Source organism: Pseudoalteromonas sp. ATL1, assembly GCF_058933015.1.
On the sequence record NZ_JBZYXL010000001.1, the window covers coordinates 2,607,791 to 2,631,099 of the forward strand.

The window sequence follows — 23,309 nt, forward strand, 5'->3', positions numbered from 1 at the left end:
GCTGAGAAAGCGTGCTTTTATCGTGATACCTTAAAATATTAGAACTTATAAGACACTTCTAAATATGCGAAGCGACCTATGTTATCGTATGAACCGCCTTCTTCAGTTGTACCTGTAGTATATTTAACAGGCGCTTTGTCAAATAGGTTGTCGATACCTAACTTAGCAGAAACACCGTTATCGAAATGATAACCAGCCGTGATGTCTGTGATCACGTAACTAGGCCATTGCATGAAGTTAGAAGGGTTGGGATTTCTCTCCAATTCATCATCACGGAAACGATTAGTACGTTCAATATAACGTGTTTTCCAAGAAGCGAAGAATTCTTGGTATTCATAGTCGATATCAAATGACGCAGCCCACTTGGGTTCAGTATCAACACCAGCATACTGCTCAAAGCTATCAAGCTCATCCTGGAAAGGGTATGTTTTGCTCTCTAAAAGACGAGTAGCTAACAAACGCGTTTTGAAGTTACCCAAGTCAGTTTTGAAATCATAGTTAACTTCAAAGTCTACACCTTCAGCCTCTTGCTTAGAAATATTCAGAACACTATTCTGAATTTTCGTCATCTTGCCTTCATTATTTCGTGTGATTAGCGCGCAATATTGGTTATCAATGCTACTTGCATCAACACAACGGTCAACAATTTGTTGTGCCGATATCAGGTCTATTGCATCGTCTAGTTCGATATTCCAATAGTCAACCGTTAGGCTTAAGCCTTCAATAAAACCAGGGGTGAAAACCATGCCCACTGTGTAACTAGATGACTGCTCTTCTTTGACATTCTTGTTACCACTTTGAATCCCTTTGATCCTTGATTCATCATATGGCTCGTCAAATCCAGCGGGTACACCTAAAGCGGCGCAGTTGACTTCTCTGTTCGCGCGGGCCTGACTTGCAACGTTGTTTAAGTATTTAGCGCGGCACGGATCATCGATGGCATAGAAGGTTTCACTAGCGGCACCAAATAGCTCGCTGATGTTAGGTGCTCGGATAGCTTCCGATAGTGTTGAGCGGAATCTTAAGTCGTCATATACTTGCCAGTCGAGTCCTACTTTCCAGCTTGTAACGTCACCAACCGTGCTGTAGTCTGCATAGCGAGCCGCTAATTCAAGTGTTAGCGTGTCAACTAATGGCAAGTCACCGAGTAATGGCATTGATGTTTCTACAAACGCTTCTGACACATCATATTTACCATAATCTTCACCTAATGCATTAAAGAAGGTGTCACCTGTCTTGGCATTATCATCTTCAGTTGAACGGCTTTTTTCTTCTCTATATTCAACACCAAATGCTGCCCCCATAGGACCTGCAGGCAATTCAAAAAGTGCTGGGTTTGAGAAGCTGGCGCCAGCATTGAGTTGTTCGATTTTACTTGTACCAACTGAAACGGTATTTACATAGCCAATCGCTTCTTGGCTTGGGCGAGCATAACCCATCACATCCATCGGTACACAACCATTTGCGCGGGAAGTTTCATCGCGACAAACGATATTACCTTGTGCGTCAGAAATCGCGTCTACCGCAAATCTAAAGTTGGGCACTACAAGGTTGTTATGGTTTGCACGCTCTAATTCTGTGGTGCCGGAATTGACGAATACTTCGTAATTCCAATCATCGGCAACGACACCTTCAATGCCTAGAACAAATCGAGTTGTTTCTCGAGTACTGATCTCGAATCGACGACCAATATCGTCATTAAAGCGGTTTACTTTGATTGATTGATTGATTGCATTGCCTTGGTCATCAATCACCGTGTTATCCATTAATTGCGCGGTTGATGGGTGTAAATATGGATTGTCTCGAGCAATATTGATCCCTGAACCAAAGTAAAAGAAGCTTGGCTGGCCCCAATTTTCCGATTCAATCCTTGCGTACTTACCTTCAAAGTACACATTGGTGTCATCGTTTATATCGAAATTAGTTTTAAAGTTGACGATGTGTCTATCGAAAACAGGTTGAATATCTGTAAATTTTCTTAGGTCCATAGACTCACAGTCGTAGCATGAAATACCGTCAACTTTATTAGGGTCTAACTGGATTGGTCTTGACGATCCATCAGGGTCAAACGTGTACCAAGTACCACCGGCGTTGAATGCACCTGCTTCATTAAGGGCAAAAAGACCTGCATTATCATAAAACTTTTCATCGGGGTTATTGACATCATCAGGTCTTGATGAGTCTTGTTCAAAGTTAGTCAGTTCGCGGATTTTATGATTGGTAAATTCGTTATCAAGCGCGTTTAACCTATCTTGGGTTGCAAACTCGTAAGATATACCAAAGTTACCACGGCCATCCATAAAGCTCTGACCAAATGACATGCTTAACTTATCATTGGTATAGTCTGAACCTTCAGCTTTACCATGGGTTGCTCTTATTGAAAACCCTTCAATATCGTCTTTCAAGATGAAGTTCACTACACCAGTAACTGCATCAGCACCATATACAGCTGAGGCACCGCCTGTTATAACTTCTACACGATCAACCCATGCAGTCGGGATCGTGTTCGTGTCAACAGAAGCTGTACCAGCGCTACTAGAAACATGACGTTTACCATTGACAAGAACAAGTGTACGGTCTGTTCCCATGCCACGTAAGTCAAGAATGTTAAGTCCTGAAGTACCAATATATCTGCCAGAGTTTTGCATGCCATATGTAGGCTTCAAGCTTGGCATTTTATTTAATGCTTCACCTATATTTAATGCACCGGTGTTGACCAACTCTTCACCAGATACTGGGCTTGGCGCAATTGTACCTTCAGGTAAGATACGAGAACCAGTTACTTCAATTTTTTCTACACCGTCTTCTTTTGCAAATGCCATGTGTGCTGGCGCGCTAGCTATGGTGCCCAATAAGTGGTTTAATATTGTGCACTTTTCCAATATTCATCTTTACTTTTTTCCCTATGGATTAACTTTCGTTAGATATGGAATTGAGTATCCACTCAATTTGTCCCCTCTTAATACTAATACGTTAATTGTATGTTTGTAAATTAGGGAAATGTGATTTTTTATAAACTATTTCATATGGTTAAAGTGAGTCATTATGAATGAGGGGTAACATTAAGTGGTGAACACTGTGTATTACCACTTGTTTATGGTGATGAATGTTAAAAATAAGTAGAGAATGAAGAATATGCTCAGCGATGAAACTATTAAACAAGATGGCAGTGCGCTAACACGTGTATTTTGGTTTCTTGGCTAAGGTTAGGATCATCTAAACGCTAGCATTACACACTCTAAGTGAGTTTGTAGAAATTTATTGCTAGAAGAGTACGGTTTACATAGAGATGTGTGTGAATTTGGTCGGCTGGAAATTTATGTTATGTACTATACATAAAAAAAGGCACGCCGTGAAAGCGTGCCTTACTGACTTTATTTCAAATAATTAGAATTTATAAGACAGTTTAAGGTAGCCGAAGCGACCTAATAGGTCATATGCAGCGCCTTCGTCATCTGTGCCTGTCGTGAATCGAGAAGGGGCTTTATCGAACAAGTTGTCGATACCCAACTGCACTGTTGCACCATTATCGAAGTGGTAACCAACCTTTACATCACTGATTACGTAAGATGCAAATTCCATGAAATTAGATGGGTTAGGGTTTGTTACTAACTCATCACCACGGTATCTTGCAGAACGTTTCATGTAGCGTGTTTGCCACGTAGCAAAGAAATCTTGGTACTCGTAGTCTACGTCGACAGACCCTTTCCAGCTCGGCTCTGAATCTACGCCCGCATATTCTTCAAAACTTTCTAATTCATCTTGGAAAGGATAAACGCGGTTTTCAATAAGACGAGTCGCAACTAGGCGAGTTTTAAAGTCACCAACCGTCGTGCTGATATCGTAGTTAATTTCAAAGTCAACACCAGCGGCCGTTTGCTTAGAAATATTCAGCACACTGTTTTGAATGTTAACGATTCTGCCGTCATTACTGCGACTAATTAATGCACAATATTGATTGTTAATATCGTCAGCATCAACACAGCGCTCAATGATTTGCTGTGCAGAAATTGAACTGATTGACTCATCAAGTTTAATATTCCAGTAATCAACTGTTAGGCTTAAACCGTCGATATAGCTTGGTGTATACACCGCTCCGATTGTGTAGCTTGTTGATTCTTCAGGTCGAAGGTTTTTGTTACCACTTGTTGTGCCTTTAACCGAAGCATCGTCGTACGGCGTGTCGAAACCTGTAGGTACGCCAAGGGCGCTACAGTTTGTTTGACGAGTCACTTTTGATTGGCCAGATACTTCGTCGAGGTACTTAGCACGACATGGGTCTTCGATACTGTAGAAAGTTTCACTCGCAGCACCAAATAATTCGCCAATGTTCGGCGCTCTAATTGCTTCTGATAAAGTTGAGCGGAATCTTAAATCATCATAAACAACCCAATCGATACCCACTTTCCAACTTGTTACATCGCCAGTTGTACTGTAATCAGCATAACGAGCAGCAACATCAAGTGTTAAAGTATCGATTAGCGGCAGGTCACCAATTAATGGCATTGACGTCTCAAAGAAAACTTCAGATACGTCAAACTCACCCGCATCTTCACCTAACGCGTTGAAGAAAGTTTCGCCCGATTTCGCATTATCATCTTCAATTTGGCGGCTTTTTTCTTTACGGTACTCTACACCAAACGCTACGCCCATAGGGCCAGCTGGTAAATCAATTAATCCGCCATTTGAGAAAGTAGCACCAGCGTTAAGCTGTTCTATGGTTGTAGAACCAAACGACGTCGTGTTTACATAGTCGATTGACGCTTGGCTTGGACGGCCGTAACCCATGATATCCATCGCTACACAGCCATTTTGACGAGCTTGTTCATCGCGACATACGATATTACCATTTGCATCAAAAACTGCGTCTGTCGCGGCACGGAAGTTTGGTTTGATTAGGTTGTTATAGTTGGCACGTTTTAATTCAGTTTTGCCTGAGTTAACAAATGCTTCATATTCCCAATCGTTAGCCATAACGCCATCGATACCAAGAACAAAACGTGTCGTTTCGCGGTCATTGATCTCAAAACGACGACCAATATCGCCATTAAATCGGTTAACTGTGATTGAATCTAGACCATTTTCGTCCATAACCTTAGCTGTACTTGAGTCTAAATATGCGTTATCACGCGCAATATTAACGCCTTTGCTAAAGTAAAAATAACTAGGTTGGCCCCAATCTTCTGATTCAACTTTTGCATACTTACCTTCAAAGTAAACTTTTGCGTCGTCGTTTAGGTAATAAGTCGTTTTTAGGTTAACAATGTGTCTGTCGAAAGTTGGCTGAACCGCTGTGTACTTTCTTAGATTGATGATTTCACAATCTACACATGAAATACCATCTACTTTATCGCCAAGTGCGATTGGACGCGTTGACCCATCTTCATTAAATGTGTACCAAGTATCACCAGCTTGGTATGCACCAGCCTCGTTTAACGCGAAAATACCAGCGTTGTCATATACTTTGCGGTCTGGGTTGTTGATATCGTCAGGACGGGTTGGGTCTTGCTCAAAGTTTTTAAGTGTGCGCACTGCGTAGTTAGTGAACTTATTATCAAGCGCATTCAGTCTATCCTGTGTCGCATATTCGTATGAAATACCGAAGTTAGCATTGCCATCAAGGAAGTATTGGCCATATGAGAGTGATAATTTGTCGTTGCTGTAATCCGAATGCTGCGCTTCACCATGTGTCGCTGAAGCAGAGAAACCTTCGATATTATCTTTTAGGATAAAGTTTACAACACCTGTTACTGCGTCTGCGCCATAAACAGCGGATGCACCACCTGTTATAATATCAACACGCTCTATCCACGCTGTTGGAATTGAGTTTGTATCAACGGCAGCTGTACCACCATTACTTGATACATGGCGTTTACCATTAACTAAAACCAATGTTCTGTCGGTACCCATACCACGAAGATCTAGTAGATTCAGGCCTGACGTCCCAATATAACGACCTGAGTTCTGCATGCCATAAGTTGGCTTTAAGCTTGGCATCTTATTCAATGCTTCACCGATATTCAGGGCACCAGTATTAACGAGTTCTTCGCCTGAAATAGCTGATACTGGGCTTGGTGCGATATCACCTTCTCGTGAGATGCGTGAACCCGTAATTTGGATTTTCTCAACACCGTCTTCACTGGCATATGCAAATTGTGCAGGCGCAGTTACAACCGCACCCAAGCACAACAACTTCACTGACATGCTTAATGGATTTAATTTATTCAATTTTACTTTCCTAAATGAATCTAATTTGTGAATTAGAAACAGGCTTAATTTATAAGTCTGGTTTTATTGGGGCGCGCATCTTAATACGCAAAAATAATGTTTGCAAATGGGGTAATGCTGGTATATTTATAAATTATTTCATTTGTTTTGAAATTGAATATTCAATGTTAAATGTAATATATAAAAGGAGTGTGTTATGAATAAAAAGAAGATTTTGTTAACTCTGGCGGTGGTTTTTGTAAGTGGGCAAAGTGTTGCTGAAGTACCCGAAGGATGGAGCGGATATTTCAAAGGACAGTGTGATCTCATATCTCCTAAAAGGGGAAGTTTTTATCATTTTCCTATGGCTTTGGAGGTAAGCGCAGTTAACGATAAGAAAGCTAACTGGATTATCACCTATGGTGAAGGTCAAGCACAGCAAATTAGAAACTACACATTGCTCGATATAGACTCAAACATAGGTCATTTTGCTGTAGATGAAAACAACGGTATTGTTATTGACCAATACCTCGTAGGCAATGAGTTTATGAGCCTCTTTGAAATTGGTAACGTTAAAATTCAGTCGACTTATACACTCGATACTAATGGCACGTTAGATGTGTCTATGGAAACTTTTACCTTTGATCCTGTTAGGGAAAAGAAGGTAGGGCAATATACGGTTGCAAACTATGGGTTAAGCACAAAGCAAAAATGTCGTTTGTTTAAGTGGTAACGACTTTGTTGCAATCTGTGACGTTAGTTTATTCTAATTTCTATATGTAATAACAAAAAATTATACTAAGCATGCGAGATTATAGAGAGATATAGCAAGGGGCGGGTGTAAGTTGCCCGCCAACAATATAAGTACATATTTATATCCAAAAATATCGGAATATATTAAATTAAATAAACATACCTGTAGTTTTTATAACTTATCGTCCTTTTTGTTGATGTTTTTGCTTGTAAAATGCTCAGTGGAAGCACTCGTTAATCCGTATGCTCTCAATTTTGGGATAACGAACGATTAGAACATTAAAAAAGGGGCCTTAAGCCCCTTACAAAATGTGTTTATTCACATTGATAATGAAAGCGCACCACTTTATCAACGGACTTTTCTAGTTTTATGCTAGCAATACTTAATGTTATCTTATCACTAGACGCAATTGCGAACGGGCTAGACACTTTGGCCATCTTATCTGTTTGATTAAAGAAACAAGACGTAGGTACATACACTTTCTGCCATGACTGGCTTGTAGGATCTTCGAGCAACTTATCAAGCGGTAGTCCATTAGAGCAGGCTGTATCACAGTTCATGCCAAACTTGGTGTCGCTGAGCGAACCTGACGATACTTTTATCTCAAAACTAATTGCGCTGCTACTCGCTGTGTAGTTTCGAAGATCTTCTGTAAACGGACTTGCAATTTGTACCTTAGCATTGCTGCTGCCGTCAAAATTGATCGTTCTCGCGTCTTCTTGCACTAATTTGTCAGAAGTACGAGCTTGAATACTACCTAGGTTTAGCGTGTTACTAAGCATCTCTTTTGATTGCTCAACTGACTGTAAAGTTAACGTCCAAGGATGTTTAATCGTGCCATTAAGAATATCTCGCGATTGTTCGGCTTGCCCATCGTTACTGACTGATTCATCGAGTAATGGCAACATACACGTGTCTTCGTATGTTAAACCGTATCCGTAGGGAAATTGGGGCTTGTAGTTATGATCATTCAAATTAGGCAAAGTGCCACTAGGCGCAGCGGGCCAAGAGAAGGATAGTTTGCCTTTGAAATCATAGTTTACGTTACCATTGGCGCGTTTAAACAATACATCAGCCACACCGTTACCTTCAGAGCCTGGCAACCAAGCCACAACAAATGCATCAGATGCATTAATTTCTGGGTTAGTCCATAGCGGCCTGCCAGTAATGAATACAGATACTACAGGGATCCCCTGACTTTTAAGGCTTTGAAGTAACCTGAGATCTTTGTGATCATTCGGTTGGAAGTCGAGTGTTTGTAGATCTCCATTACCCTCGGCATAAGGCTCCTCACCGAATACAACAATCGCGACATCGGGCTTTTGTGTGTAGCTGCCGTCTTCGCTTAAAGTGGCTTTTCCGCCGTTTTGCTCAACGACGGACTTTATACCGTCATAAATAGAGCTTCCACCAGGAAAGTCCGCATTATTGTTTCCGGTACCTTGCCATGTGATTGTCCAGCCTCCAGATTGTTTACCAATGTTATGTGCACCATCACCAGCCACCAATACGTGAGCGTTGGGCGATAAAGGTAAAAGTTGCTTATTGTTTTTTAATAATACTAAGGATTCGCGCACGGCCTGACGCGCTACCGCTCTGTGAGCAGGGTGGCCAATTAACTCGGTTTTACCGGACAAAGGACGATTTGCAGGACTTGGTTTATCAAATAATCCAGCGCGGAATTTAACACGCAGAATACGTGTTACTGCATCGTCAATACGTTGTATTGGGATTTGTCCGTTTTTGACTTGCGCAATGGTATTTTCTAATAGCGGCTTCCATGCTTGGGTAGGTACCATAAAAATGTCTAAGCCAGCGTTGATACTTTGAGGACAGCTTTCATTGCTACACCCATCAACTTGCCCGTGACCATTCCAATCACCAACAACAAATCCGTCAAACCCCATTTTATTTTTTAGCACTTCTGTGAGTAAGTATTGATTGCCGTGGATCTTACTGCCATTCCAACTGTTAAACGATGCCATAACTGACTGTGAGCCTGCACTTAACCCGTGCACATAGCCTTGTGCGTGGATGTTAAAAAGCGTTTGCTCGTCGTCAATGTTGTTACCTTGATCGTCGCCGTTGACAGTGCCGCCATCGCCTAAAAAGTGTTTAACGGTGCTAATTACACGGTTTTCAGATAAAAAGTCGTCACCAGCTCGGCCTTGTAATCCAGAAACAATCGCTTTGGCATAGTCACCTACGATTTTGGGATCTTCAGAGTAACTTTCATACGTTCGGCCCCAACGATCATCACGGGCAACAGCCACAGTAGGCGCAAACACCCAATCGATACCAGTTACCATCACTTCTTTGGCTGTGATAGCCGCTATTTGTTCAATAAGTTCAGGGTTATTGGTAGCGCCAAGTCCAATGTTATGAGGGAACAAGGTCGCGCCAATCACATTGTTATGACCATGCACAGCATCTGTTCCCCACATAGTCGGAATGGCAATACCATCTAGGCTGTCGTCAATGGATGCTTGATACATTTTCTCAGCCAGTGCAATCCAATCCGCTGGGGTTGCGTGTTTATCATTATTAGGAAAAGCGCCACCGCCGTTTAAATATGAGCCAAATCCGTAGCGCCTCATATCTTCAACACTCACATCTCTGATCTCGGGCTGGATCATTTGTGCCACTTTTTGCTCTAAACTCATGCTTTTAAGGAGGTTATGTATTTTAGCTTCAACATTCGGGTCTTGTTTAATGGCAATGGGCAGTTTGGGCCAGATATGTTGCTGGTGTACTTCACTTTGTGTACTGGTTTGTTGCGAGCAGCCTTGAAGTATAGCGAATGAAAGCGCTGCCAAAGTGTATTTATACATAGTCATGATTTATTCCGGTTGAGTTTCGAAGCGAGCGAATTTTTTAGGGGTACACCCTGCAAGTCCGTAGTAAGCGATAAATAAAAAGCACAGTACAGGTAAGATAAAGGACTGCTGCAAGCCAATACTATCAGCGAGCACTCCCTGTATTAAGGGAATAATTGCGCCACCAACAATGGCGAGACAAAGCAAGCCAGAACCTTGCGCTGTCTGAGACTTTAGTGAGTTAATTGCAAGGCTGAAAATAGTCGGGAACATAATTGAATTACAAAGGCCAACTAACAGCAGAGACCACATCGCTATTTGACCCGATGCGAGCATTGCGATGAGGACCAAAGAAGCGCCAGCACATGCGTTAAACATAAGAACACGAGCTGCTTTTACTTTTTGCATAACGGCAGCGCCGACAAAGCGGCCTATCATCGCGCCTCCCCAATAATAGGCGATGAGGTGTGCCGCCTCTGACTCATCGAGTGCTGCAATATGTTCAAGACCAATGTAATTTATTAAAAAACTACCTATGGCAACTTCAGCCCCAACATAGAGAAACAAAGCAATAGCACCTAATGACAAGTGCTTATGATGAAGAATATTGAATTGTGATGTTTGGCTATCTATTGTGCCGTCATCATGGCTAACTTTTGGTAGTTTAAAAAGTGAAAAAATGACAGCGAGCGTGAATAGCATACCAGCGAGTAACAAATAGGAAAATTGCACACCACTAACATCTTGAGATTTAATCCCAGCTGACAGGATCAGGATGCTACCAAAAGCGGGGGCGACAGTCGTACCTAGCGAATTAAAAGCCTGTGTCATGGTCAACCGAGACGACGCTGTTTGCGGATCACCTAAAGCGCTTACAAATGGATTAGCAGAGACTTGCAAAATCGTGATACCGCTTGCCAATACGAACAAAGCGCCTAGAAACATGATATAACTCTTATCGTTAGCCGCAGGGTAGAACAGTGCACATCCTAACGACGCAACCATCAATCCGACTATGATGCCTTTTTGATAGCCCAGTTTACTGATCAGTTTTCCAGCGGGCAGTGAAACAACAAAGTACGCGCCAAAAAAGCAAAACTGGATCAACATTGCTTGCGTGTAGCTTAATGAAAACAGAGCTTTTAAATAGGGAATTAAGATGTCGTTTAGACAGGTAATAAAGCCCCACATAAAAAACAAGGTAGTGAGTGCACCCAACGCAAAGGTATTTCTACCTTGACCATGATCTACACGACCAGATGTTGGGATAGATGTAGGAGTACCTGCCATATTCATTCCTCTTATAAATTAATTCTTATATTTTAGTAGGTTACTATTTAATAACTGGAAATTTCTTGACCAATTAAGTATTAGCTATTAACGTTACATAAAAATGTAAGCGCTTTCATTTATAGCATAATCATGAGCTGGTGCAACAATCAAGTTGTTTTTAATGTTGCACAGCGGTTATGAAACGCGCTCAAAATTGATGAGAATGCATGAAAAATCACACTAAACTTTTGCAATTAGCTAATAATTCTCCATTAAATGACCGAAGCTTTATTTTTGGAGTCGCCACGTCATCATTTCAAATTGAAGGCGGCAGACACTCGAGATTAGAAACGATATGGGACCGGTTTTGCGATGAGCCGAAAAATATTGCTGATGGTTCTAACGGTGAAGAAGCTTGTGACCACATTAATCGTTGGCAAAAAGATTTGGCAGTGATAAACGATTTAGGCGTTGATGCGTATCGCTTTTCAGTTTCTTGGGCACGGGTGATGAATCAAGATGGCAGCATCAATGAGCAAGGAATACAATTTTATACAGATCTGTTAGATGGATTAAATGAGCGCAACATCAAAGCATTTGTGACACTTTATCATTGGGATCTACCGCAATACTTACAAGACAAGGGGGGGTGGCTTAATCGAGATACCGTTTTAGCGTTTGAACGTTACGCTGATTTGATTTCAACCGCATTTGGCGATCGGGTTTATTCGTACGCCACGTTAAATGAACCTTGGTGTAGCGCTTACTTGGGTTACGAAATTGGTATTCATGCGCCTGGATTTAAAAATAAACAGCAATCTAAACAAGTTGCGCATCATTTATTGCTTGCACATGGCTTAGCTTTGAAAGCGCTTAACAAAAATTGCCCTAATGCCAAAAACGGCATTGTACTGAACTTTAGCCCTTGTTTCGCCGCAACAGACAGCGCACAAGACATCGCGGCGGCAAAGCTAGCAGATGAACATTTTAACCAATGGTACCTGCGTCCAATTATCGAAGGTAAATACCCCGATGTGATAGATGAAATGCCAACAGCGTATAAGCCTAAAGTTGAAGCGGGCGACATGGCTATCATTAGTCAATCTATCGATTATTTGGGCATCAATTATTACAGCCGTGCAATATATCAGCACTGTGATATAAATGGTTTTAAGGTGTGCGAACCACCGGCTGCCAGCAACCTGACTGATATGGGTTGGGAAATATATCCAACAGGCTTAGTGCAGTTGCTCGAAGAACTTTCGACCAAATACTCGTTACCCGACATTTATATCACAGAAAACGGGGCCGCGATGGATGATGCATTAGTCAATAATGAAGTATTAGATTTCGACCGAATAGCCTATTTTCAGTCGCATCTCAATGCCGTGGAATGTTTGATTGGGCAAGGTATTGCGATTAAGGGATATTTTGCATGGAGCCTTATGGATAATTTTGAATGGGCTGAAGGCTATTCAAAACGCTTCGGCATTGTTTATGTGGACTACCAGACACAACAACGCACTCTAAAACAAAGCGCGAAAGCGTATCGAGATATGCTTAACGAACGACCTTAATAACCAGAGAATGTACATGCTGACAATAAAAGAAAAAATAGCATATGGACTCGGGGATACTGCGAGTAACCTTATTTTTCAAACAGTGATGATGTTTTTATTGCTGTTTTACACGGATGTAATGGGATTAGACCCGACGCTTGTTGGCACGTTGTTCTTGGTTGTACGTATTTTTGATGCTATCACGGACCCACTCATGGGCGCGCTTGCCGATCGTACCAAAACAAAATATGGGCAATATCGCCCGTACTTGCTTTGGTTGTGTGTGCCATTTGCACTGATAAGTGTTCTGGCTTTTACCACACCAGATTGGCCTTATGATCTAAAAGTCGTTTATGCGTTTGTGACCTATGCGCTACTCATGTTGATTTATACCGCAATCAATATTCCATATTCAGCTCTAGGTGGCGTTATGACTGCCGATCCGCTTCAGCGCGTTTCGTTGCAATCATTTAGGTTTGTATTTGGTATGCTGGGTGGCTTGATCATTGCGGCCGGTACGATGCCTTTGGTGGACTTGTTAGGTCAAGGTAACGTGCAAAAGGGCTACCAGTTGACGATGGGGGTAATGGGCATATTGGGCCTAGTCCTATTCTTGTTGTGTTTTATGGGCACAAAAGAGCGCATGCGTACCCCTTTAGGTGCTCGTACATTTACAATTCTTGATGACTTTAAGCTGTTATTTAAGAACGAGCAATGGCGCATACTGGCGATGGTTGGCGTCTGTCTGTTAACAGGACAAGTACTGAAAGCGTCTTTGGCTGTTTATTATGTAAAGTACTATTTGGGACTGCCCGACAATATTACCCAATTCGTGACTATCGGTATGATCTCAAGCATTGCTGGATGTGCATGTTCTAGTTGGTTAGCAAAAAGAGTGTGTAAAGTGAAAGCCTATATTTGGTTGCAACTTATTTCTGCATTGCTTTGTGCTAGTGCATTACTTGTGGACCACCAACAATGGATGTTGGCTTGTATGTTGTTTGCATTTTGGAGTTTCTTTTTACAAATGGCTACGCCGCTGTTGTGGGCAATGATGGCAGACACAATTGATTATGGACATATACAATCCAATCGTCGTGTGACCGGAATGCTATACTCATCTGTGGTATTTTTTATCAAAATGGGGATTGCGCTAGGTGGTGCAATCGCAGGCTGGTTACTTGGCTATTTTGGTTATCAAGCGGATATGGCACAATCTGCACATACACAATACGGTATAGCGTTGAGTTTTAGCGTTTTTCCTGCATTTGGTTCTTTGATTGTGGCGCTTCTTATGCGTAACTACACACTTGATTCACACAAGATGAAAAGCATTCAAGTCAAGATAGAGCAAATGCAAAGCCAAAATTAAGAGTAAGAGAAGGTTATGGCCACAATCTACCAAGTTTCTGAATTAGCGGGCGTGTCATTGGCGACCGTGTCGCGCGTCATGAACAATAATGCCAAGGTGAGCGACAAAACGAGGCAAAAAGTACTCGATGCAATGAAGCAACTTGGTTATCAGCCTAACTCAATCGCCCAATCTTTAGCATCGAATCGTTCAAACAGTGTGGGTGTGCTCGTATCTGAGCTACATGGTCCGTTCTTTGGAGATATGATGAGTGCCATTGAAGACACATTGAGAATGGAAGGAAAGCACACCATTATCACCTCTGGCCATGCAGACGAAGATCGTGAAAGAGAAAGCATTGATTTTTTAATTGGCCGCAAATGCGATGCGCTTATATTACATGTGGAAGCGGTTTCTGATGATTATTTATTAGAGCTTGATGAGAAAGGCGTTGAATTTGTCTTGATAAATCGTTTTATCGAAAAAATTGCTAAGAGATGTATTAGCTTAGATAACAAAGAAGGCGGTTTTTTGGCAACGCAGTACCTACTTGAACATGGTCACTATAAACTCGCCTACATTTCAGGGCCTTTATGGAAACAAGATGCGCAACAGCGACTTGCAGGACATAAGCAGGCTATTGAGCAAGCGCATGGCGTGTTTGATGAAAACAGTTTGTACGAAGGGGATTATCAGCAAAACTCAGGAAGAGAGGGGTTTGACTGGTTAAAGGAACATGCAGGTGAGTTTTCCGCTGTAGTGTGTGCGAATGATGAAATGGCATCCGGTGTTATGACCCGGGCAAGGGAGCTTGGCATAGAGATCCCCAGTCAGCTCTCAGTCGTTGGCTTTGATAATATTATCTATGCCAGCTACTTATATCCTACCTTGACGACAGTGGATTATCCCATTTATGAAATGGGGCATATGGCGGCAAAACAAATACTTAAGCAGGTTTATGGCGTTAAGGGTCTAGAAGTGCAAGACGTGTTTGTACCACAGTTGATTGTACGTGACTCCTGTCTTAAGAAGATAAGTTAAGGCAAATAATTCACGAGTACATCTGTCTCTATAAATATACTAATTATTAAGCATGGTTTTTATTTGACACAAACAACATAATACATTAATTTAATGTAAGCGCTTTCATTTGTGTAAAGTTAAATGTAAGCGCTTACATTGTGCGTTGCTCAAATTCTTTCTATGGTTTTTGAGTAGCAATAAACAATCGTGACGTCCGGGGACTCAATTATGACAACAAAACAATTTAATAAGTCTTTGCTGGCAAGCAGTTTATCGCTCATTTTAGGTGGTAGCTTAGTGCCTTTTGCAGTAGCTCAAGAAGAACAAAAAATAGAAGTAATCGAAATTACAGGTATTAAGGGAAGTCTCATCAAGTCAATGGACGTAAAACGCAGTGCTACTGGGGTTGTAGACGCAATTACATCTGAAGATATCGGTAAGTTCCCGGATGCTAACTTGGCTGAGTCTTTGCAGCGTATCACAGGGGTGTCTATTGATCGAAGTAACAATGAAGGTAGCAAAGTCACGGTTCGAGGCATGGGCCCAGAGTTTAACTTAGTCACCCTCAATGGTCGCCAATTGCCAACCGTGGGTGGACGTTCATTCGACTTTGCAAATATAGCCACTGAAGGTGTGAGTGCTGTAGAAATATACAAAACAACCAAAGCATCTCTACCAAGTGGCGGTATTGGCGCAACTGTCAATATGCTCACCGCAAAACCGCTGAACTCACCTGGATTGAAAGCGTCCTTGGGCGTAAAAGGCGTTTTAGAAACTTCAAATGAAGCGGGAGACGATATTACACCTGAGATCTCGGGTATCTATAGTAATACCTTTAACGACGATAGGTTGGGTATTTTATTGTCAGGTTCTTATCAAGACCGCAATAACCGGGAAGAAAAAGCGGCGATAGATAACTGGATCCCAAATGTAGATATCAGTGCGTCACCGGACCTTGATTTGACTGATAACAATCAGCGTTCTGATGGTACAACTTGGTATCCACAGAACTCAGGATACTCAATAAATGACAACGAACGCACACGAGTCAACGGTCAATTAGTGTTGCAGTATGATATCAATGACGATGTCCGGGCGACACTTGATTACACCTATTCTAAGCTTGAGTTTGAATCAAATCGCAATGCGTTTGGCGTGTGGTTTAACAATGGTGGTAACGTTAAAAGTGCCACAATTAACGAAAATGGGACCTATACGGATGTTGCGGAAATTGGCGGCGACTACGCAACTAACTTGAGTCGCGCTGAATATGTAAATGAAAACAAATCTTTGGGTTTCAACTTAACATGGCAAGCTTCAGACTCTTTGAGTTTTGAATTGGACGCACATGACTCAACTGCAGTGAATGAAGGGGCCGGGTTAGGTAATGACGCATTCCTCATTATTGGTAATACTTCTTGTGGTTTTTGTAATGATGCCGGAGAAGCATTTGGTCCCAACACCGCAAACATCAATGTTAAAACCAATGCTGTGTCGGGTGGTGGGATCCCATTATGGGGCTTTGACCTTGTTGATGGTCAAGGTAATCCTCAAGCTGAGCTAACAGGCGCTGATATGGGGTCATTATTTGGTGCCGTGACTCAGGAAGAGAAAGAAAACGATATGACTCAATTTCAGTTAAGAGGTGAATGGGTCAATCCAGAAAGCGGCTTTTTGAATAAAGTGTCATTTGGTGGTGCACGCACGCAAATGGAGTTTAAGCAAACCAAAGCATATTCTCAAAACCTACCTGCAGGATGGTGGACCTGGTCGGCGGTTCATTTCCCTGATGACATGTTTAACCGTGTAGCACTTGATAGCTTGTTAGACGGTTTTAACAATGCCAAAGACAAGCCGGTAAATTATTACCTAACAGCTGATTTTGATCAGGTGTTGCATTTGTTTGAAACGATAGAAGATACAATTGCACCAGACATTTACAACGATGGATGGCCTGAAGAGGTCAACGGTCAGTTTCAAGCAGGTCCGATAGATAATGATAGTCGAGTGAAAGAAACGACAACCGCGCTTTACACTCAGGCAAATATGACTTTTGACGTTGCAGAACGCCCGCTAAATGTGTCAGTTGGCTTACGCTATGAAAAAACTGATGTTGAGTCGGCGGGTCTAGAGCGTCCAGCGGTTGCCATGGAATGGGTTAATGGCAACGAGTGGGAATATGTCTATGCGACTGAGCAGAGTTTTTCAAAAGGTTCAGGTGAAACTGAAGAGTTTTTACCTAGCATTGATTTAGACATCGAATTGGTTGATGACGTGATTGCGCGCGCTTCGTATTCTCGTTCACTTACTCGTCCGCCCATCGGAGCGTTAGGTTCAACCAAAGACTTTTTGGGTAATCCGAAAGTAGGCCAACGTAAAGTGTCTGTTGGTAACCCGTCATTACAGCCTTATGTAGCAGACAATTACGATGTGTCATTTGAGTATTACTACCAAGAAGGCAGTTACGCCTCAATTGGTTACTTCAATAAAAAAGTTGATAACTTTCTAGTGAAGATGACCAGCAATGAGACCATCGATGGCTTGCGCGACGTTTTTTCAGGCCCGCGTGCACAAGAAGCGAGAGAGCAATTAATCGCAGAAGGGATCCAGCCGTCAGATCAAGCTATTCACGACAGGATCAATGAAAATATGGGCGTAGAAACGGGCACTCGTATTGGCGCGAATGGCAGTGACCCACTGGCGAGTTTTGCTGTGTCTCGTGATGTTAACCTACGCGCATCGCGATTGTATGGCTGGGAAATGGCTGTACAACATATGCTTGGCGAAAGCGGTTTTGGTGTACAAGCAAACGCCACGTTTGTTGACGGTGACGTAAGCGTAAATCGTGATGTAACCACTGCTCAGTTTGCATTAGTTGGTATGAGTGACTCAGCTAACCTGTCTGCCATTTATGATAAAGACGGATTATCTGTTCGTATTTCATATAATTGGCGAGACGAGTTCTTATCAGGTTTTGATCAGCATGCGTCGCCAGTGTTTACTGAGGCTTATTCACAAATTGACGTTAACGTTAATTACCAAGTTACAGAGCAGTTGACCGTGTTTTTTGAAGGTTTAAATATAACTGAAGAAACGCAACGTGTTTATGTCCGCTATCCCGAGCAGTTCTTAAATGGTGCGCAATACGGTGCGCGCTACAATTTAGGCGCTCGTTATACTTTCTAACTGCGTTGACTGATTTCAATGCACTAACATTTATATAAAGCCGCGTTTTAGCGGCTTTATGTTATGTCGACATTTTAGAGTGAAGAGAGATGAGTCAAGATAAAGCGATAAATACAGTACTCATAGTCGGTGGTGGTAGCGCGGGGTGGCTTACCGCGGGCTTGATTGCTGCACAACATAAAAATAGGCTTTGCATTAAACTGGTCGAGTCGGCGAATATCCAAACCATTGGTGTCGGAGAAGGTACTTGGCCAACGATGAAAGGGACTTTGCAAAAAATAGGCATAGATGAAGGCGTATTTATGCAAGCATGTGACGCATCCTTTAAACAAGGAACAGAATTTATAGGTTGGATAGATACCGACAAGCCAAGCTACTATCACCCGTTTTCGCTTCCCATTGGGTTTGAGCAGGGGTTCGATATGGTTAGGGCATGGCAAGATGTAAAGGATAAGGTAGATTTTGCCCATGCTGTGTGTTCGCAAAGCTATTGGTGTGATGAATCTAGAGCACCAAAAACACCAAGCGATAGAGCATTTGAAGGCAAAGGAAACTATGGCTATCATCTTAACGCCGAAAAGTTTGCTAACCTTTTAAAGACACATTGCGTCAGCGAACTCGGGGTCGAACACATAATTGGTGACGTCAGTCAGGTTAATACTGATGACGCTGACTATATTCATTCAGTCACAACCGATGATGGAAGGGAAATTCAAGCTGATGTTTTCATCGATTGCACGGGGTCTAAGGCGCTTCTTTTAAATGGTCATTACAATGTAAAGTGGCTATCTAAAAAGGATATTTTAAAAAACGACTGCGCTGTGGCTGCACAAGTCGTCCATAAAATGCCAAATAGTGAGCTAGCATCATGCACTAAATCAACAGCTCAACCCCACGGCTGGATATGGGATATTGCATTACCAAGCAGGCGTGGCATTGGCTATACCTTTTCCAGTGAATATATCGGATGGGATGAAGCGAAACAGCGGCTTCAACAATACATCAATGCGCAAGGGTTGAGTGAATTGACTCGTGCGCACTTCAAAGAAATAAAATTTGACCCAGGCTACAGAGAAAAGTTTTGGCATAAAAACTGTATCGCGATTGGCATGTCTGCTGGTTTTATTGAACCGTTAGAAGCCTCGGCCTTGGTGATGATCGAACTTTCAGCCCAGTATCTATGTGACTACATGCCTGTTAATCGAGAAATGATGGCTATCGTTCAGACACGATTCAATAAAAAGTTTACATATCGATGGCAACGGGTCATCGACTTTTTGAAACTTCACTACGTATTGAGTCAAAGAAACGATACTGATTATTGGTGTGAAATGAGGGCGCAATCCATACCTAAGTCACTCCAAGACTTATTGCTGATGTGGCGCTATCAAACTCCCAAATACACCGACTTTGAACAAGTAGGCGAAGTGTTTTGTGCTGCGAGCTATCAATATGTGCTTTATGGTATGGGATACAATACTGAGTTTACCGAGGCCTCATGGAATACTGAGCGAAACGACATGTTTAAAAGTGTGACGCAATTGGCACAACACGGTTTATCGACCTTACCTAGTAATCGGACGCTGATAGAGAACATCAAAGAGTTTGGCATAGCAAAATTATAAAGGTGACATATATGAACCAAGAACAACTATTAGACAATGTCACACATAAAAACACACGTGTGATCAACCATTACAGCGCTGTGCTTGGTGACAATGTGAGTTTAGCTCGCGTATTTCCAAGTGAATTTTCCGCATTGCAAAGTGAATATCCGATATTTTTCAAAAAAGACACAAAAACAGGCCAATTTCAAAGTGTTGTGTTGTTAGGGTTTGAAGCAGATGAAAACCTTTACCTTAATGAGCATGGCTGGAATGCGAATACCATACCGTTAAGCATGCAACGCCAGCCATTTTTAATCGGCTTTGTTGAAAAGCTGCAAAATGGTGTGCCAATAAAAGAGCCAGTCGTGCATATTGATATGTCACACCCAAAGGTGAGTGAATTTGAAGGTGAAGCGCTATTTAATGATGTCGGCGGAACAACGCCATTTCTAGATAATATTAACCAAATCTTAATGCGTATTCATGAAGGTCATGAACAGAGTCAGCAATTTATAAACTATCTACTAAAACTTGATTTGTTAGAAAGTGCTTTGCTTAATGTAGGAAAGCACAAATTAAGTGGCCTTTACACTATTAATGAAGATGTACTGGCGAGGTTGGATAGTCATACGTTGTCTTTGTTACATCAACAAGGATACTTGCAACATCTGTATATGGTGCTTGCATCGCTCGGTCAGTTAAAAAAACTGATAAATAAGCAGTGTTGATAGGAGCGCGCTATGACAAAAGCTATCAAAATCTGTCAGTCATATACTCCACAGCAGATGGTCGCTACGATACTTGAATATAGTCAGTTAGAACATCCTGAACCAATCGTATTTAAAGGTGTCGTCGACGACTGGCCTGCAGTAAAACAAGCGAAACATTCAGCTAACCGCTTTTGCGACTATTTACTTCAGTTTGATGCCAAAGTGCCTGTGTATGCTTATGAATGTGATGCGCAGTACAAGGGGCGCTTTTTTTATGATGCGACGCAGACATCAAAGAACTTTGAGCAAAAGAAAACTCATATAAATGAGATAATTAATCATTTGAACTGTCTAGATTCCGAGCAAAAAAAAACCTTGTACATGGGGTCTACAACGTTGGACTATTGCTTACCAAAGTTTCGAAGTGACAACGACCTACCTATGATTGAGCAGCAGCCGCTTGTGAGTCTATGGCTTGGTAGTGAAAGTGAAGTCGCCGCGCATTATGACGTGCCACACAATATTGCCTGCGTTGTTGCTGGTAAAAGGGCATTTACACTATTTGCACCTGAACAAATTGCTAACCTTTACCCTGGACCGATAGACTTTACACCCGCTGGTCAAATTGTAAGCATGGTGGATTTTAATAACCCTGATCATGCGCGCTTTCCCAAATACCGGCATGCACTAGAACGCGCTTATTACGCAGAGCTTGAGCCGGGGGATGCGATATATATCCCAAGTATGTGGTGGCATCATGTTAAAAGTACCGCCAATATTAACGCGCTAGTTAATTACTGGTGGAGAACGACAAACGAACATTTTGGGCTTGCGACCGATGCTTTAACACATGCGGTATTGAGTATCAGCAAATTACCCAAAGCGCAAAGGCGAGCTTGGCGTGATATCTTCGATCATTATGTGTTTTCAGAACAAAATCATGAGCACATTAACGATAGTGCCTTAGGTATGCTTGGGGAGATTGACGAGGTACAAGCTAGAAAAATCAGGTGGCAACTCATTCATAAGCTTAATCAAAGTTAATCAATCTAGCTTCACTGGGCGTCTTTCCAGTCCAACGTTTAAACGCTCGTCGAAAATTAGTGAGATCTGTAAACGCGAGTGCCGCAGCTGCCTGTTCATTGGAATAACCTCGTTCAAGAATATTGATGAGCGCATGTTGTTTATTATACTCGTCTTTAAGCGCTTTAAAGCACACATTATGTTGCTTTAGCTTACGCTTCAATGTCGCTGAGCTGATGTTTAAGCTCAGCGCTATTTTATCGCTGGTGGCCTTGGGGGCGCATTTTATAAGTGCGCATATATGTTCAACAAAGCCCGTTGTTTTCTTTCTCTGATCTAATTGTTTTAAATAGAACTTAGACATATTTAAAACAGGTTGAGATTGGGGGGCACTAAGCAGTGCATCATTGAGCGTAAACATAAAGCAGGGGTGCGAAAACTGATAATGACACGGCATGTGGGCGTGAAATTGCTCGACATATTTTGGTTGCTCAAATGGAAATTTGATTTCGAGCTGTTTTGAACAACTGAAACGCCATTTATACAGGTGTACGATTAAGCTGGCCAGCATCTCAATAAAGAAAATTTGTACGGACATATTTGGCTTAGCAATAGCAAAGTTACAAATAAAGTGAGTTTTGCTGTCACTACGGTATACATCTACATACATGTATGGAAAAAGCGCACCATGGCATAGCTGGCTGATCCTAAACATACTCCTGAGGTTTTTAGCATGCAAAAGCGATTTAAACGCAGGGCCCTCTAGCGAGTTCAATAAATGTTGACCAAGCAAAAAGCTTAAGCCGTCATTGGGTAAATGTTTTGAAACGTTACAGATGACAGCGCAAATTTGCTCAAAACTGACCATACACTTTGGGCAATTGAGATCGCTGTAAAACAGCTTTGTGCCTTTAAGCGCTTTGTCTGGTTGTAAACCACGTTGATGCGCAAATTCTACCAAAGGCAATGCTAGCTCATACGCTTTGAAGCATTTTAGATTAGCTTCATAATAGGGCTTCATCGCTTATGCTGCTTTGCTGGTATGAAGTTCATCATTGAGACGCTCAAGTAAATCCGTCAGTGAGTCATGTTTAAGGGGTTGAACACAGTGCCAATGTACGTCGGTAAAGCCTTTAATTACTTGCGTATTGTTATAAGGTGTATGTTGTCCAACCATGTTAGCGACTTGTTGGATAACGTTTTTTGCAGTGCTCAAACTGGTTTTGGGAAGCAAAACAATGAAGCGATCTCCCGCATAGCGGCAAGCTAGGTCGCACTCTCTAAGGTTCAGTAAGATAATTTGACCCACATCAGCCAGTAGGCTATTCGCCTTAACCACACCGTATTTCGCATTAAACTTTGAAAAATGTTTTATATCAATAAGCGCAATACAAAACTCACTGTGCTTTTCATTCAAAGAGATGAGTTCATTACTTATTTGCTGTTTCATGTAATCAGCCCGATACAAACCAGTGATGAAGTCCGTCGAGCCATTTTCTCGGTAAAAACGTTCTTTTTTCACTAACATCTGATTAAGCACTTGCTGCTCTTGATACCAATAATATATGCCAGCGCTCATCAAACACATACCAAGTACAGCCGGGAACGCCTCAAAATTTAAATACCAAGCGCCTTGTGCGTTGAAAATGAAGAATTCGTCTAAAAAGTCTAAAAGCATAGTGATATGCATTGCAAGTAGCCCAAAAAATAGCAATGTAGTGACTTTGCCTTTAGGTCGAGCTAATAAAGTGGCGATGATCCAAAGTAGCGTAACCAAAGCCATGCCACCTTCTCCAATGCA

14 protein-coding genes are annotated in these 23,309 nt (G+C 41.9%); 8 read left to right on the forward strand and 6 right to left on the reverse strand.

Annotated elements, in window-relative coordinates; translation table 11 throughout:
• Positions 1-38: 38 nt before the first annotated feature.
• Both AC5FX4_RS11795 and AC5FX4_RS11800 read right to left on the reverse strand, forming a co-directional pair.
• Positions 39-2,822 carry a TonB-dependent receptor domain-containing protein gene (locus tag AC5FX4_RS11795; RefSeq protein WP_493606580.1) on the reverse strand — a complete coding sequence of 928 codons (2,784 nt, stop codon included), beginning with the start codon at positions 2,820-2,822 and terminating at the stop codon, positions 39-41.
• A gap of 565 nt (positions 2,823-3,387) precedes the next feature.
• Positions 3,388-6,204 (reverse strand): TonB-dependent receptor domain-containing protein, encoded by a 2,817-nt coding sequence (locus AC5FX4_RS11800; RefSeq protein ID WP_493607812.1) that lies wholly within the window; start codon positions 6,202-6,204, stop codon positions 3,388-3,390.
• 220 nt (positions 6,205-6,424) lie between these two features.
• Here AC5FX4_RS11800 and AC5FX4_RS11805 point away from each other — a divergent pair, with 220 nt between their 5' ends.
• Positions 6,425-6,940 carry a hypothetical protein gene (locus AC5FX4_RS11805; protein WP_493606581.1) on the forward strand — a complete coding sequence of 172 codons (516 nt, stop codon included), beginning with the start codon at positions 6,425-6,427 and terminating at the stop codon, positions 6,938-6,940.
• A gap of 335 nt (positions 6,941-7,275) precedes the next feature.
• Here the strand turns inward: AC5FX4_RS11805 and AC5FX4_RS11810 are convergent, their stop codons facing one another.
• Together AC5FX4_RS11810 and AC5FX4_RS11815 are read right to left on the reverse strand one after the other, a co-directional pair.
• Positions 7,276-9,798, reverse strand: coding sequence for a glycoside hydrolase family 3 protein (locus AC5FX4_RS11810; protein WP_493606582.1), 2,523 nt, complete (start codon positions 9,796-9,798; stop codon positions 7,276-7,278).
• 3 nt (positions 9,799-9,801) lie between these two features.
• Positions 9,802-11,067, reverse strand: coding sequence for a sugar MFS transporter (locus tag AC5FX4_RS11815; RefSeq protein ID WP_493606583.1), 1,266 nt, complete (start codon positions 11,065-11,067; stop codon positions 9,802-9,804).
• A gap of 209 nt (positions 11,068-11,276) precedes the next feature.
• Between AC5FX4_RS11815 and AC5FX4_RS11820 the strand changes: the two genes are divergently transcribed.
• From AC5FX4_RS11820 to AC5FX4_RS11850, 7 genes are all read left to right on the forward strand, one after another.
• Positions 11,277-12,626: a GH1 family beta-glucosidase gene (locus tag AC5FX4_RS11820; protein WP_493606584.1), complete on the forward strand. Its 1,350-nt coding sequence runs from the start codon at positions 11,277-11,279 to the stop codon at positions 12,624-12,626.
• A 16-nt stretch (positions 12,627-12,642) separates the two neighbouring features.
• Positions 12,643-13,980: a glycoside-pentoside-hexuronide (GPH):cation symporter gene (locus AC5FX4_RS11825; RefSeq protein ID WP_493606585.1), complete on the forward strand. Its 1,338-nt coding sequence runs from the start codon at positions 12,643-12,645 to the stop codon at positions 13,978-13,980.
• Between the two features lie 15 nt (positions 13,981-13,995).
• Positions 13,996-15,000, forward strand: a complete 1,005-nt coding sequence (locus AC5FX4_RS11830) for a LacI family DNA-binding transcriptional regulator (RefSeq protein WP_493606586.1) — start codon at positions 13,996-13,998, stop codon at positions 14,998-15,000.
• A gap of 210 nt (positions 15,001-15,210) precedes the next feature.
• Entirely contained in the window at positions 15,211-18,168 is a 2,958-nt protein-coding gene (locus AC5FX4_RS11835; protein WP_493606587.1) for a TonB-dependent receptor, read from the forward strand.
• Positions 18,169-18,257: 89 nt separating this feature from the next.
• A complete protein-coding gene (locus AC5FX4_RS11840) occupies positions 18,258-19,793 on the forward strand; it encodes a tryptophan halogenase family protein (protein ID WP_493606588.1) in 1,536 nt (511 codons plus the stop codon).
• A gap of 11 nt (positions 19,794-19,804) precedes the next feature.
• A complete protein-coding gene (locus AC5FX4_RS11845; RefSeq protein WP_493606589.1) occupies positions 19,805-20,503 on the forward strand; it encodes a SapC family protein in 699 nt (232 codons plus the stop codon).
• 12 nt (positions 20,504-20,515) lie between these two features.
• Positions 20,516-21,529 (forward strand): cupin-like domain-containing protein, encoded by a 1,014-nt coding sequence (locus AC5FX4_RS11850; RefSeq protein ID WP_493606590.1) that lies wholly within the window; start codon positions 20,516-20,518, stop codon positions 21,527-21,529.
• Here AC5FX4_RS11850 and AC5FX4_RS11855 read toward each other — a convergent pair.
• Together AC5FX4_RS11855 and AC5FX4_RS11860 are read right to left on the reverse strand one after the other, a co-directional pair.
• The gene (locus AC5FX4_RS11855; protein ID WP_493606591.1) at positions 21,516-22,529 is read right to left on the reverse strand and encodes a helix-turn-helix domain-containing protein; all 1,014 of its coding nucleotides are present in this window, start codon (positions 22,527-22,529) and stop codon (positions 21,516-21,518) included. The two genes, AC5FX4_RS11850 and AC5FX4_RS11855, sit on opposite strands and share 14 nt — an antisense overlap.
• Before the next feature lie 3 nt (positions 22,530-22,532).
• On the reverse strand, positions 22,533-23,291 hold the full coding sequence (locus tag AC5FX4_RS11860) for a GGDEF domain-containing protein (protein ID WP_493606592.1): 759 nt from the start codon (positions 23,289-23,291) through the stop codon (positions 22,533-22,535).
• Between the last annotated feature and the right edge of the window lie 18 nt (positions 23,292-23,309).